Below are 12,310 nucleotides of genomic sequence, written 5' to 3' on the forward strand. Positions count from 1 at the left end.
CAATGACCTTTGACGATGACTCTTTTTATTTCGATTCATCACAACACCCATTTTTTAGTATTAAAGTTAAGCTCTGGCACCACCTGATAAAGTTACTTTCGCCCCCGTATCGGTATTACCTGAAGAGCCTGTAATCGGGCTCATAGGAACCTCACTGTTCTGTGGTCGGAACTGGCTGGCTCCCATAGGAGATTGCCCTCTTTGACCGCGAACTGATGAGTTGCGTTGCGCAGCCCATGGACCTTCGGTACCAGTGACTTTGCTTCCGCGATCCCAACCGTCGCCGGTAATTTTTGCGCCTTGTTCGACTGCTTCTTCAACAGTCGGCATAGGTGCAGCTTGTGCCATAGCCGGAGCTATTGGCTGAGCCTGAACTGGAGCCTGTGCTGCGCCCATCATCTGCGGAAAATCCGATTCACCTGGAATCGCCGCATTGTTGGAGTCACATACCATGGCCGTTTGCTCAGGACCCTGATAGTTCGTACCGGATACCAGCTGGCAAGCCCCTTTTTGTGCTCCAGTCAGCCCCTGTAATCCAGGTTGAACACCTGAGACAGCTTTGTTAGCGCCTTGACGCTGACGCACTTTCATCTCATTTTGTTGATCGACTGAACACAGTTGCGACTGTTCGGCACCGGTATAGGGCGTACCAGTTACCGCTTGGCAGTCACCTGCTTCCGCGCCAGTCATTCCAATCGAGCCACCGCTACGTTCACCGGTAATTGACTGTCCACGAGTCGTCGCAGAGGCTGTCACTTTAATGGCTGGTTTCGGCATTTCGACGTCACACGCCTCAGCTTCTTCCATCCCTTGATAGCCGGTTCCCGTTACGGATTTACACGCTCCCTTTTCACTCCCGGTGACCGCTTCAAGTCGCCCTACCTGGGTACCTGTCGTGGTGTTACCGAGAGACGTCTGCGAAGGCATCACTTTTTTTGGCGCCTGTGCAGGAGTCTTTGGTTTAATTGTTGTTGATTGCGAGCTGCGGTTTTCGCCGCCGCTGGTAATCTTGTTTGCCTTACTCTGCGCCGGCTGAGACATTACCGAAAACCCGGTTTTCTTAGCTTTTGCAGGCTCGCCACCGCAATACATCTGGCTTTGATCAGCCGGCAGATACTCTGTACCTGTAATCGCTGAACAAGTCCCTACTTCATTGCCGGTCATGCTTTCACCGCGTCCAACCTTGGTTGAACCGCTTACAATCTGGCCGCGAGTTGTTTGCGTTTGCGTTACTTTTGCCGGCTGGGCGCTTGGCTGAGTCTGGCAGTTTTTTGCAAACTCTTCAGAACCTAGATATTCGGTTCCGCTGACCAATTGACATGCACCGGTTTCAGCGCCTGTCATCTTTTTTTCGCCCTGACCTACCATCGTGCCTGAAACAGTCTGACCACTCAGGGTCTGCGATTCCTCTACTTTAGAGGGCGCCGCAGTTTGACTGTTGCGTTGCTGACGCGTTGGACGGGTCGTACCAGTCGAACAAGTCTTGCCGCGTGAACATCTTTCTGCACGTACTTGCTTGGCAATATCGCGAGCGGATGCATCCGGGTTAGCCAATTTGGCTTTGGCACCCGATTGGTTGCCGCCTTTTGACTTGAATGCATCTTGCGCAGCCTTACCTTTAGCCTGTGCTTGACGATACGCTTTTGACTGCAGACGTCCGCCGGATTGAACTTGATTCGCTTGCGGTTTCACTTGCGCTCGACCGTTACTTGCACGTTCTGCGCGTGGTGCTGGCGCAATCGTTTCAGTTCTTTCTTGCTTGGCCTCTACAATCGGCTCAACGGGTTTACGTTGCGCTCTTGTTCTTTGAGGTTGAGTCGTATTTGCTGAAGTTGCACTCTTCCCATTCTTCTGCTGCTGTCTGCGTGCCTTAGCCGCGTTGCGGCCAGCCGCCGATGCTGTGTCAGCAGCGGCAACCGGATTTACTCCACGACGAGGACGACGAGACGGTTCAGATGAAGTAGAAGTTGTGGCAACCGGCTCGACTGCCGTCTCAACTACAGGTTCCGGACGCTGTCGGCGACGCGGTACTGCCGGAGCAGCTGCCGCTTGCGAACCTTTTCCTTGTACCTGAGCTTTACGACGTGCAACCGCTGCAGCTCGACCGCTTTGAGCATTACTTGTACTCATGCTAAAGCCTCCTATTCGTCTTTCTGACTCTTAAATCACTCGTTAATTTATGGCTAATGCCGCAAATTACATTCCGCGAGGACGGTAAACTACGAAGTTGTGCCCTTGGCACTGAGTGTAGTTGTCGTAACCGATCAGACGGATAACGTGATTTGGGTAAGCTGAACGACACTGGTCGATTTCAGCCAATACTGCGTTCGGATCACGCTCACCGAACATTGGAAGCTTCCACATACCCCAGTAATGCGCTGAAGTATTTGCCGGATCTTCGTGTTCGATTGAACAGTTCCAACCCTGGTTAATGATGTATACGATCTGGTCGTAGATTTCATCAGCCGTGAACTCAGGAAGGAAACCGAAAGTTTCTAGCGTCGATTTAGTACGGTAATCATCAGTTTGGATTGACATCTCTATCTCCTTAAATTGTTAGGATTGATTCAAATAAGCGTGGCTAATTAGCCCACATCCAATTTGTCAACGGTGTCGAACTCAAACTTGATCTCTTTCCAAGTTTCCAGAGCGACGGCCAATTCTTTGCTGTTACGAGCCGCGTCACGCAGGATATCTCCACCTTCACGTTCCAGGTCACGACCTTCGTTACGCGCTTTAACACAAGCTTCAAGCGCAACACGGTTAGCTGCCGCACCCGCTGCGTTACCGCCTGGGTGACCTTGCGTACCACCACCGAACTGAAGTACAGAATCATCACCGAAGATGTTTACCAGTGCCGGCATGTGCCATACGTGGATACCACCGGAAGCAACCGCCATAACACCTGGCATTGAACCCCAATCCTGATCGAAGAAAACACCACGTGAACGGTCTTCAGGAACGAATGACTCACGTAGCTGGTCAACGAAACCTAGCGTTGACGCACGGTCACCTTCCAACTTACCAACAACCGTACCGGTGTGCAGGTGGTCACCACCAGACAGACGCAGACACTTAGCCAGTACGCGGAAGTGAATACCGTGTAGCGGGTTACGGTCGATTACCGCGTGCATTGCACGGTGAATGTGAAGAAGCATTCCGTTCTCACGACACCAGTTAGCCAGCGTAGTGTTCGCAGTGAAACCAGCAGTCAGGAAGTCGTGCATGATGATTGGTTGACCTAGTTCTTTAGCGAACTCGGCACGTTTCATCATCTCTTCAACCGTACCGGCGGTAACGTTCAGGTAGTGCCCTTTACGCTCACCCGTTTCGGCAGTCGCTTTATCAACCGCTTCGGCTACGAATTCAAAACGATCTCTCCAGCGCTGGAACGGCTGAGAGTTGATGTTTTCATCATCTTTGGTCAAATCCAGACCGCCGCGAAGACACTCATATACCGCACGACCGTAGTTCTTAGCAGATAGACCCAACTTAGGCTTGATAGTACAACCCAACATCGGACGACCGTATTTGTTAAGCTTGTCACGCTCTACCTGAATCCCTGATGGTGGCCCACCGCAAGTTTTGATGAATGCCATTGGGAAACGCAGATCTTCCAGACGAAGAGAACGAACCGCTTTAAACCCGAATACGTTACCAACCAAAGAAGTTAGTACGTTTACAACCGAACCTTCTTCGAAAAGGTCTAGTGGGTACGCGATAAAAGCGTAGAATGCGTTCTTATCACCCGGTACGTCTTCGATACGGTAAGCACGACCTTTATAAAATTCCATGTCAGTCAACAGGTCAGTCCAAACAGTTGTCCAGGTACCCGTTGATGATTCAGCCGCAACGGCAGCCGCCGCTTCTTCACGTGGTACACCTTCTTGCGGTACTACTTTGAAACAAGCAAGTAGGTCTGTATCCAGTGGAGTGTAGTCTGGAGTCCAATAAGTCAGCTGGTAATCCTGTACACCAGCGTTAAACGTTTTATTAGCCATTAATGCTCTCCTTGGTTTTTGGAGTTGAAGTAAATTCGAGTGCAATCTTAGGAAATAAAGTGACCTATTGACTAATTGAAAGAAACGATACTTAAGATTGAGAGAACTCTATATACATCGCCTTAAAAACAAATAAATCATTGATATAAAAGGAATTTTTATTTTTCGGAAAAAAGTCAAAAATGACTTTCCTGCACCATTAGAGAGCAAAATATTTTTCTTTTGTTAGGTTTTATAACGATTTTTTACCGGATGATTTCCGTATTAATAACCGTAAAAAGATGCGATTTACCGAAACTGGAAAATCGTTTAAGAAAGGTGAATTTGCGTAAAAATACTAAGCAAGAAGGCGCGACCGATTTAACTTCGGCCATCGCAAGATATTAAGAATTCACAGAGGACCGGTTTTCAGGAACACGCCATAAAAAGAACAGCAGAACGGCAGCAAGGCCAAGCAACATCAGTTGCAACCAATGGCGGTCGTAGAGAATGGCTATCGAGATAGAAAAAGTGGCGATAATGACCCAGGTCGCGCGTTTTTTAGTCGCTCTGGACATGGTGCCTTCACGCTCCCAGCGCCGCAGATCGGCACCGATCCAGCGGTTATTGATGAGCGCTTGATGAAAACGTGGTGAACTTTTGGCAAAGCAACCGGCCGCCAGTATCATAAAGGGCGTCGTCGGCAATAACGGCAGAAAGATACCGACAAATCCCAAGCTGAATGCAAGGCTGCCGACGGTAAAACAGAGTGGTTTTTTCATTGATTGAATCGTTTATGAAGGTGCTTTCATCGCCCTCTAAAAGCAAGGCGTCCGCGCTCGACCTAACCGGCGACGCCGAATACCAGACCGACACCGGTCGTAACCGCCATGGCAACCGCCCCCCAGATCAAAACGCGCAATCCCCCTTTCACCATATCCGCACCACCGGTTCTGGCGGCGATAGCCCCCAGAATGGTTAACAGCAATAAGGAACTGGCAGCAACGATATACCCTAAGTTCTGCATAGGAAGCAGCGCCACCAGTAGTACCGGGATCCCAGCGCCTGAGATAAAAGAAGCCGCCGAAGCGAACGCCGCTTGCAATGGACGGGCGGTATGAATTTCCGACAACCCCAGTTCGTCTCGGGCATGGGCACCGAGCGCATCGTGCGCCATCAATTCTTTAGCGACCTGATGCGCGGTTTCCGGGGTCACCCCTCTTTCCCGATAGATCAGCGCCAGCTCGGCCATTTCGGTTTCCCAGTCCTCTTCCAGCGCTTTGCGTTCAATTTCCAAATCGGCTTTTTCGGTATCGGACTGAGAGCTGACCGACACATATTCGCCCGCGGCCATCGACAAGGCTCCGGCCACCAGAGCCGCAATGCCCACCAGCAGAATATCTTCCTTACTTGAGCCGGCGGCAATCACCCCAACCAGAATACTGACGACGGAGATAATACCGTCATTGGCACCCAAGACAGCAGCACGCAGCCATCCCATACGGTGACTGTAGTGTTTATTGCTCAGATGTTCGTCTAACATCTCTTCGGTAAAGTGACCCATTCGCGCCTCCGGAAACTCTTGTACGGGATAATCATCGGTCAGAGCCGGAAATCAATGTTCGTGACATTGCCCCGATCTCTTTGGTAAATCACTTCATTACGACTTGCCGTTCCCGGCCAAGCCGACGAATGCCTGCTGTGTTAAAAGGCCTGAGTTTTGGCGACAAAGTCGTTTAGCTTTTGCTGCGCACGGCCATCAACAATCACTTTACGCGCCAGCTGAACGCCCTCAGCATAGGTTTCCGTCAGTCCGGAGACATAGATTGAAGCCCCGGCATTCAGGCAGATAATATCTTTGGCCGCACCGTCGCTATTGGCGAAAGCGGCACGAATAATATTCAGGCTTTCCAGAGCCGATTCCACCGACAAGTCGCGCAAATCAACATGATCCATGTCGTAGTCGCTCGGATCAATTTCCCACTCTGTGATCTCGCCGTCTTTCAATTCGGCAACATAAGTCTTAGCCGCGACCGAAATTTCATCCAGACCGTCATCGGCAGCAACAATCATTACATGTTTGGATCCCAGGTTTTTCAACACTTCGGCAAAGACCGGACCCAGTGCCTTATTGAAGACACCGATTACCTGATAGGGAGCTCCCGCCGGATTGGTCAAAGGCCCGAGCATATTGAAAAGAGTACGCACACCCATCGCCTTACGCGCACCGATGACATGCTTCATTGCGCTGTGATGCGCCGGCGCGAACATAAAACCGATACCCAGTTCATCAATACATTCGGCAACATGTTCGACTTCCAACGCTAAATTTACGCCGGCCGCTTCCAAAACATCTGCGCTGCCCGATTTACTGGAAAACGAGCGGTTACCGTGTTTGGCAACCGTTGCGCCTGCCGCAGAGACCACAAAAGCGCTGGCGGTGGAGATATTAAACGTATTGGCGCCGTCGCCGCCGGTTCCGCAGGTATCGACCAGATGCGTTTTGTCTTTAACCTCAACCGCCGAGGCCAGCTCGCGCATGACTTCAACCGCTGCAGTCATCTCGGTTACGGTTTCACTCTTCATTCGCAAAGCGGCAAGAATTGCGCCGATCTGCGCATCATGCGCCTGTCCCGTCATCAGCTGCTGCATCACCGAACGCATCTCATCTGCACTCAGATCCTGACGGTTGAGAAGTTTTTCCAAAGCGACTGTTAAATCCATTTTTTATCCTTTTGAATCTAAAAAGGCCCGGCAAGCGGTTTAAAGCTAACCAAAATTTTCGACAAGGCGCACGACCATACGGAAGCGGTCTATAGAGCGACGCGGGATGCCAAAGCCGAGTTTACAAATCTCGGAACAGCTTGCCCAGCCTTAACTGGCGTTTTGTTCGAGGAAATTCTTTAACATCTGATGACCCTGATCGGTCAGGATCGACTCAGGATGAAACTGCACGCCTTCAATCGGCAACTCTTTATGACGCACGCCCATAATCTCATCGAAATTACCGTCTTCATCCTGCGTCCAGGCGGTCACTTCCAGACACTCCGGCAAGGTCTCTTTCTCGATTACCAGCGAGTGGTAACGGGTGGTCTCCACCGGATTCGGCAACCCCGCAAACATACCGGCATCCTTATGAAAAACCGGTGACGTTTTGCCGTGCATGACCTGCTTGGCGCGCACAATCTTACCGCCGAAGGCCTGACCGATCGACTGGTGACCGAGACAAACGCCCATAATCGGAATTTGTCCGGCAAAATGTTTAATCGCCTCAACGGACACGCCGGCTTCAGTCGGCGTACAAGGCCCCGGCGAAATTACCAGATATTGCGGGTTCAGGGTTTTAATGGTTTCCAGATCGATCTGGTCGTTACGATACACCTCAACCTGTTGCCCCAGCTCGCCGAAATACTGAACCAGGTTATAGGTAAAGGAGTCGTAGTTATCAATCATTAACAACATGGTGTCTTAATCTCTGTCTTTTTCGATAAGCGCTGTGCTTGATTATTTATGCTGGTTCGGATTGGCAGTTTGCAGCCCTTCCGTCACAAACTGAACGGCACGGAAAATCGCCCGTCCTTTGTTCATTGTCTCGTCCCACTCCGATTGCGGTACGGAATCGGACACCACGCCGGCACCGGCCTGCACAAACAATCGGTTGTCCTTAATGACCGCGGTTCGGATGGCAATGGCGGTATCCATATTTCCGTTCCAGCCCAGATAGCCGACGGCTCCGCCATAAATGCCGCGCTTGACCGGTTCCAGCTCATCAATGATTTCCATTGCGCGAATTTTCGGCGCGCCGGAAAGCGTTCCCGCCGGGAAAGTGGCACGCAAAGCATCCATTGAACTCATACCCGGTTTGATTTTACCGTTCACGTTGGACACGATATGCATGACATGCGAATAGCGTTCCACGACCATCTTCTCGGTCAGTTCAACCGACCCGATCTGCGCGATACGGCCGACGTCATTTCGCCCCAGATCGATCAGCATCAAATGCTCGGCAATCTCTTTCGGATCGCTCAGCAGGTCTTTTTCCAGCGCCAGATCTTTCTCTTCGGTAGCACCACGGCGGCGGGTTCCGGCAATCGGACGCACCGTGACGATATCGTCTTCAAGACGTACCAGAATCTCCGGTGAAGAACCAACCACGTAAGTATCGCCCAAATCGAGATAGAACATATATGGGGAAGGATTCAAATGGCGCAGCGCACGATACAGATCCATCGGGCTTTCTTTGAAATCGACCGACATCTGCTGGGAAATGACCACCTGCATGGCGTCGCCGGCAAGAATATAGTCCTGAATTTTCTGCACCGCGTCTTTAAAGCTCTGCTCACCGAAACTGGATTTAAAATCTGCTTCTTCGATCTGTACATCGCTCGGCAGGTCTTTCGGCATCGCCTGCGGCGACGAAAGCTGCTCGCAGATATCATCCAGACGTGCCAAGGCCGTATCATAGGCGTTTGCCTGCGTCAGGTCGGCATGCACAATAACATGCACCTGTCCGCTCAGGTTATCGAAAACCACCAGCTCTTCGGAAACCATCAGCAGAATATCGGCGGCGCCGATATCGTCCTTCTCCGGCGTAGACTGTGCCAGACGCGGTTCGATATAACGCACGGTATCGTAGCCGAAATAGCCGACCAGACCGCCGGTAAAGGCCGGCATATCCGGCTTATGCAACACTTTGAAACGGTTCTGATAAGCTTCGATCCAGGCCAGCGGATCGTCTGCAACCTGTTGTTGCAGCAGGGTCTCACCGTCGTATTCGGAAATCTGTTGACCGTGAACCTCTATTCGCTTGCGGCAAGGCAAGCCGATAATCGAATAGCGACCCCACTTTTCTCCGCCCTGCACCGATTCCAGAAGGTACGAGTAGGCACCTTTGGCAAGCTTATGATAAACACTCAGAGGAGTATCAAAATCCGACAACACCGTCCGCATTAGCGGAGCACGGTTGTAGCCTTGTTGGGCAAGGGTAGCAAAAACGGCTGGGTCCATGAAAATCTGCCTTGATTTGAAATTACGAAGTTACGGGGGTTTAACGTTTTTTCGAGTCCTGTTTTAACCAGCGCTGAAACTGCCAGTAGCGGTAGATTCCGCCTAACGAACAGGTCACAGGTCGAAACAACTGAAGGATCAATGTTTTAAAAAAAGAAAGCAAAGCATTCATCGTTTAATTGTCTCTTAAAAAAGCCGATGACGGTTTTTCGTTATTCACCGTCATCGGCCTTAACGGGTTTTATTTCGCTTCCAGATAGTCTTTCAGCTCAACAAAAGAGTCCATTACGACATCCGGGTTGTAGTCGCGGATATCTTCGCCGTGGTTGTAACCGTAGGTCATGCAGAAGATATGGAAACCAGCCGCACGCGCCGCTTTAACGTCGGAACGAGAATCACCGATCATCAAGGCATTTTCCGGTTCGACGCCCAACTGTTCCGCTGCGTACAGCAACGGCATTGGGTGCGGTTTTTTCTCGGCACAGGTATCGCCGGAAACCACCACTTCAAAGTAATCGTACAGACCTTTGTCTTTCAGTAGAGGAATCGTGAAAGCTTCTGCTTTGTTGGTCACACAGGCAACACGATATCCCTGCGCTTTCATCCACTCGATCCCTTCAACTACGCCGTCGTAAACGCAGCTGCGCTGGGAAGTGTTCTCTTTGTAAAGTTCCAGGAAAATCGGGTACGCCTTATCCATCAGTTCCTGATCCGGCATGCCGTCAACCGAGTTAATCAATGCGCGTTCGGTCAGGCGCTGAACACCGTTTCCGACCCAGTTACGTACAGCATCTTCACCACGCACCGGCATACCCAGCTGCTTCATCATTTCGTCTACGCAGTACGCCAGATCCGGCACACTGTCGATCAAGGTTCCATCTAAATCTATTAGCACAAAGCCCGGTTTAAATTTTTCCATTTATTGTATCTCTTCTTATATTCCAAGCGGTTCAGACAAGCCGACAGCATTGACTAAAACCACTTTCTAAAACGACAAAACGCCGGCGGGCACCAGAGGTGACAAACGCCAGCGTTTGGAGGTCTAGTCAATATTTTGATTAGAATTAAGCCTTTGCAAGTTCATCTCGCATCTGCTTAATAATCGTGTCATAACGGTTTGCATCATTTGCATTTGCGTTACCGAAGATACCAGAACCCGAAACGAAGGTATCACAGCCGGCCGCTGCAACTTCCGCGATATTATCCGCTTTAACACCACCGTCGATTTCCAAACGGATATCACGACCGGAAGCGTCGATCAGCTGACGCGCCTGACGCAGTTTTTCCAGCGCCTGTTCGATAAACGCCTGACCACCGAAACCAGGGTTAACCGACATGATCAGAATCATATCGATTTTATCCATAACGTGCTCAAGATAGCTCAGAGGCGTCGCTGGGTTGAAAACCAGACCCGCTTTCAGTCCCTGACTTTTGATCAGCTGCAAAGAACGGTCGATATGCTCGGAAGCTTCCGGGTGGAAAGTAATGTAATCTGCACCGGCGTTACCGAAATCGTTGATCATCTGATCAACCGGCTTAACCATAAGGTGAACGTCGATTGGCGCTTTAACACCTTCGTTATCCATGAACTTTTTCAAGGATTCACAAACTAGAGGACCGATGGTCAGGTTAGGAACGTAATGGTTATCCATTACATCAAAGTGGACCACGTCTGCGCCCGCCGCAATCACGTCTTTTACATCTTTACCCAGCTGAGCAAAATCTGCAGATAGGATTGAAGGAGCGATCCAGTTTTCTTGCTTTGCCATCTTTTAGCACCTATTTATTAAATGTTTAAAAATAATTCGTGCATTTTAACAGTATCCATTAAAATGGCAAAAAATCTTTGCCGGAATAAGCTTTATCTCAGGCTTTTGGCAGCCAAGGAGCCGATACATGTCCGACTACGAAATTCATCAAGAATCCGACAAAAAAACAGACCAACAGAATTTCGCGCATAGCAACAAACCGACGGATCGTCGTCCCATCCAAGACAGAGTTCTCAGCGGAATCATCCATGTCGCCGAATACTTCGGCCTGCTGGTCATTGCGATTGCGACGATATTTGCCGGTATGACGGAAGTGTATCAAATGGCTCAGGCCGGTGAAGTCACCCTGGGCGACCTGCTTTTGCTGTTCTTATACCTTGAAGTTCTGGCGATGGTTGGAATTTACCTGAAATCGGGTAAACTGCCGATCCGTTTCCCGATCTATATCGCCATTGTCGCTCTTGCGCGACTGCTGATACTGGATCTGAAATCACTCACCGAATGGGAAATGATCGCTATCGCCGGAACCATTACTTTACTGTCCTTCGCAGTACTGGTCTTGAGATATGGTCACATTCAATTCCCTTACGTCATGAATCGCAAAAAAGACGATTAATAAAGTTTCATTTTATTTAGGACTGAATATGCACGCACTTTATGAGTCAAACCTAACCAGCCTTCCACTTATCGGCAAGGGTAAAGTCAGAGACATCTACGATATCGATAAACAGCACATGCTGATCGTAACGACCGACCGCATATCGGCCTATGATGCGATTCTTCCGACACCGATTCCGGGCAAAGGCCGAATCCTGACCGAAACTGCGCAATTCTGGATGAAGAAAACCGAATCAATCGTGCCGAATCAGCTGGTCACCGATAAGAGTCTGGCGGACTATCTGACTGCGGACGAATTGATCCAGCTCGACGGGCGCGGCATGATCGTCAAAAAACTTAAACCACTGCCAGTCGAAGCGATTGTTCGCGGCTATCTGGTCGGTTCCGGCTGGAAAGAGTACCAGCAGACCCAAAGCGTTTGCGGCATCGCTCTGCCGGCGGATCTGCAGCAGGCCGACAAACTGCCTGAACCGTTATTTACCCCTTCGACCAAGGCGGAACAGGGTGACCATGACGAAAATATCAGCTTTGAACAACTAGTCAAAATCATGGGCGAAGAGAAATCCCAGCAGGTTAAGGAAATTGCTCTGAAGCTGTACCAGTTTGCCGCAGACTTCGCATTGGAGCGCGGGATTATTATCGCCGACACCAAATTCGAGTTCGGTGAAGACGAAAACGGCGTTATTCACCTGATCGACGAAGCGTTGACTCCGGATAGCTCACGTTTCTGGCCAGCATCGAGTTATGCGGTCGGTTCAAACCCGCCGAGTTTCGATAAACAGTATATCCGCGACTATCTGGACTCTCTGGATTGGGACAGAAATCCGCAAACGGCACCGGAACTTCCGGACGACGTGGTCAAACGCACATTCGAGAAATACCAGGAAGCGCAGGCGCGTCTGACTGAGAATCTGTAATGGTACGGATAAGGCAAAA

Annotated in this window: 12 protein-coding genes; 2 read left to right on the plus strand and 10 right to left on the minus strand. The window is 50.3% G+C overall.

From position 1 onward, the window contains the following. Positions 1 to 66: 66 nt before the first annotated feature. The 10 genes from J3999_RS01800 to rpe form a co-directional block, all read right to left on the minus strand. Positions 67 to 2,130: a CsoS2 family carboxysome shell protein gene (locus tag J3999_RS01800; RefSeq protein ID WP_208126277.1), complete on the minus strand. Its 2,064-nt coding sequence runs from the start codon at positions 2,128 to 2,130 to the stop codon at positions 67 to 69. Positions 2,131 to 2,196: 66 nt separating this feature from the next. Then, positions 2,197 to 2,538, minus strand: a complete 342-nt coding sequence (locus tag J3999_RS01805; RefSeq protein ID WP_173286371.1) for a ribulose bisphosphate carboxylase small subunit — start codon at positions 2,536 to 2,538, stop codon at positions 2,197 to 2,199. 47 nt (positions 2,539 to 2,585) lie between these two features. Continuing rightward, positions 2,586 to 4,001: a form I ribulose bisphosphate carboxylase large subunit gene (locus tag J3999_RS01810; protein ID WP_208126278.1), complete on the minus strand. Its 1,416-nt coding sequence runs from the start codon at positions 3,999 to 4,001 to the stop codon at positions 2,586 to 2,588. A gap of 383 nt (positions 4,002 to 4,384) precedes the next feature. Then, positions 4,385 to 4,762 carry a YbaN family protein gene (locus J3999_RS01815; protein WP_208126279.1) on the minus strand — a complete coding sequence of 126 codons (378 nt, stop codon included), beginning with the start codon at positions 4,760 to 4,762 and terminating at the stop codon, positions 4,385 to 4,387. 62 nt (positions 4,763 to 4,824) lie between these two features. Further along, positions 4,825 to 5,544 carry a VIT family protein gene (locus J3999_RS01820; RefSeq protein WP_208126280.1) on the minus strand — a complete coding sequence of 240 codons (720 nt, stop codon included), beginning with the start codon at positions 5,542 to 5,544 and terminating at the stop codon, positions 4,825 to 4,827. Between the two features lie 140 nt (positions 5,545 to 5,684). Next, positions 5,685 to 6,704: an anthranilate phosphoribosyltransferase gene (trpD, locus tag J3999_RS01825; RefSeq protein WP_208126281.1), complete on the minus strand. Its 1,020-nt coding sequence runs from the start codon at positions 6,702 to 6,704 to the stop codon at positions 5,685 to 5,687. Positions 6,705 to 6,854: 150 nt separating this feature from the next. Then, a complete protein-coding gene (locus tag J3999_RS01830) occupies positions 6,855 to 7,442 on the minus strand; it encodes an aminodeoxychorismate/anthranilate synthase component II (RefSeq protein ID WP_208126282.1) in 588 nt (195 codons plus the stop codon). 42 nt (positions 7,443 to 7,484) lie between these two features. Beyond that, the gene (trpE, locus tag J3999_RS01835; RefSeq protein ID WP_208126283.1) at positions 7,485 to 8,987 is read right to left on the minus strand and encodes an anthranilate synthase component I; all 1,503 of its coding nucleotides are present in this window, start codon (positions 8,985 to 8,987) and stop codon (positions 7,485 to 7,487) included. Positions 8,988 to 9,228: 241 nt separating this feature from the next. Beyond that, positions 9,229 to 9,906: a phosphoglycolate phosphatase gene (locus J3999_RS01840; protein ID WP_208126284.1), complete on the minus strand. Its 678-nt coding sequence runs from the start codon at positions 9,904 to 9,906 to the stop codon at positions 9,229 to 9,231. 145 nt (positions 9,907 to 10,051) lie between these two features. Continuing rightward, positions 10,052 to 10,756 carry a ribulose-phosphate 3-epimerase gene (gene rpe, locus J3999_RS01845; protein ID WP_208126285.1) on the minus strand — a complete coding sequence of 235 codons (705 nt, stop codon included), beginning with the start codon at positions 10,754 to 10,756 and terminating at the stop codon, positions 10,052 to 10,054. A 127-nt stretch (positions 10,757 to 10,883) separates the two neighbouring features. Between rpe and J3999_RS01850 the strand changes: the two genes are divergently transcribed. Further along, positions 10,884 to 11,372: a phosphate-starvation-inducible protein PsiE gene (locus J3999_RS01850; protein ID WP_208126286.1), complete on the plus strand. Its 489-nt coding sequence runs from the start codon at positions 10,884 to 10,886 to the stop codon at positions 11,370 to 11,372. 28 nt (positions 11,373 to 11,400) lie between these two features. Further along, a complete protein-coding gene (locus tag J3999_RS01855; RefSeq protein ID WP_208126287.1) occupies positions 11,401 to 12,291 on the plus strand; it encodes a phosphoribosylaminoimidazolesuccinocarboxamide synthase in 891 nt (296 codons plus the stop codon). The last annotated feature ends 19 nt before the right edge of the window (positions 12,292 to 12,310 follow it).

Origin of the sequence: Thiomicrorhabdus sp. 6S3-12, from assembly GCF_017571475.1 — a bacterium.
Lineage (GTDB): Bacteria > Pseudomonadota > Gammaproteobacteria > Thiomicrospirales > Thiomicrospiraceae > Thiomicrorhabdus.

What these genes read in the sequence shown, in the direction of transcription:
- J3999_RS01800 (WP_208126277.1), bottom strand. Translation starts at nt 2,130, where the DNA reads ATGAGTACAAGTAATGCTCAAAGCGGTCGAGCTGCAGCGGTTGCACGT.
- J3999_RS01805 (WP_173286371.1), bottom strand. Translation starts at nt 2,538, where the DNA reads ATGTCAATCCAAACTGATGATTACCGTACTAAATCGACGCTAGAAACT.
- J3999_RS01810 (WP_208126278.1), bottom strand. Translation starts at nt 4,001, where the DNA reads ATGGCTAATAAAACGTTTAACGCTGGTGTACAGGATTACCAGCTGACT.
- J3999_RS01815 (WP_208126279.1), bottom strand. Translation starts at nt 4,762, where the DNA reads ATGAAAAAACCACTCTGTTTTACCGTCGGCAGCCTTGCATTCAGCTTG.
- J3999_RS01820 (WP_208126280.1), bottom strand. Translation starts at nt 5,544, where the DNA reads ATGGGTCACTTTACCGAAGAGATGTTAGACGAACATCTGAGCAATAAA.
- trpD (WP_208126281.1), bottom strand. Translation starts at nt 6,704, where the DNA reads ATGGATTTAACAGTCGCTTTGGAAAAACTTCTCAACCGTCAGGATCTG.
- J3999_RS01830 (WP_208126282.1), bottom strand. Translation starts at nt 7,442, where the DNA reads ATGTTGTTAATGATTGATAACTACGACTCCTTTACCTATAACCTGGTT.
- trpE (WP_208126283.1), bottom strand. Translation starts at nt 8,987, where the DNA reads ATGGACCCAGCCGTTTTTGCTACCCTTGCCCAACAAGGCTACAACCGT.
- J3999_RS01840 (WP_208126284.1), bottom strand. Translation starts at nt 9,906, where the DNA reads ATGGAAAAATTTAAACCGGGCTTTGTGCTAATAGATTTAGATGGAACC.
- rpe (WP_208126285.1), bottom strand. Translation starts at nt 10,756, where the DNA reads ATGGCAAAGCAAGAAAACTGGATCGCTCCTTCAATCCTATCTGCAGAT.
- J3999_RS01850 (WP_208126286.1), top strand. Translation starts at nt 10,884, where the DNA reads ATGTCCGACTACGAAATTCATCAAGAATCCGACAAAAAAACAGACCAA.
- J3999_RS01855 (WP_208126287.1), top strand. Translation starts at nt 11,401, where the DNA reads ATGCACGCACTTTATGAGTCAAACCTAACCAGCCTTCCACTTATCGGC.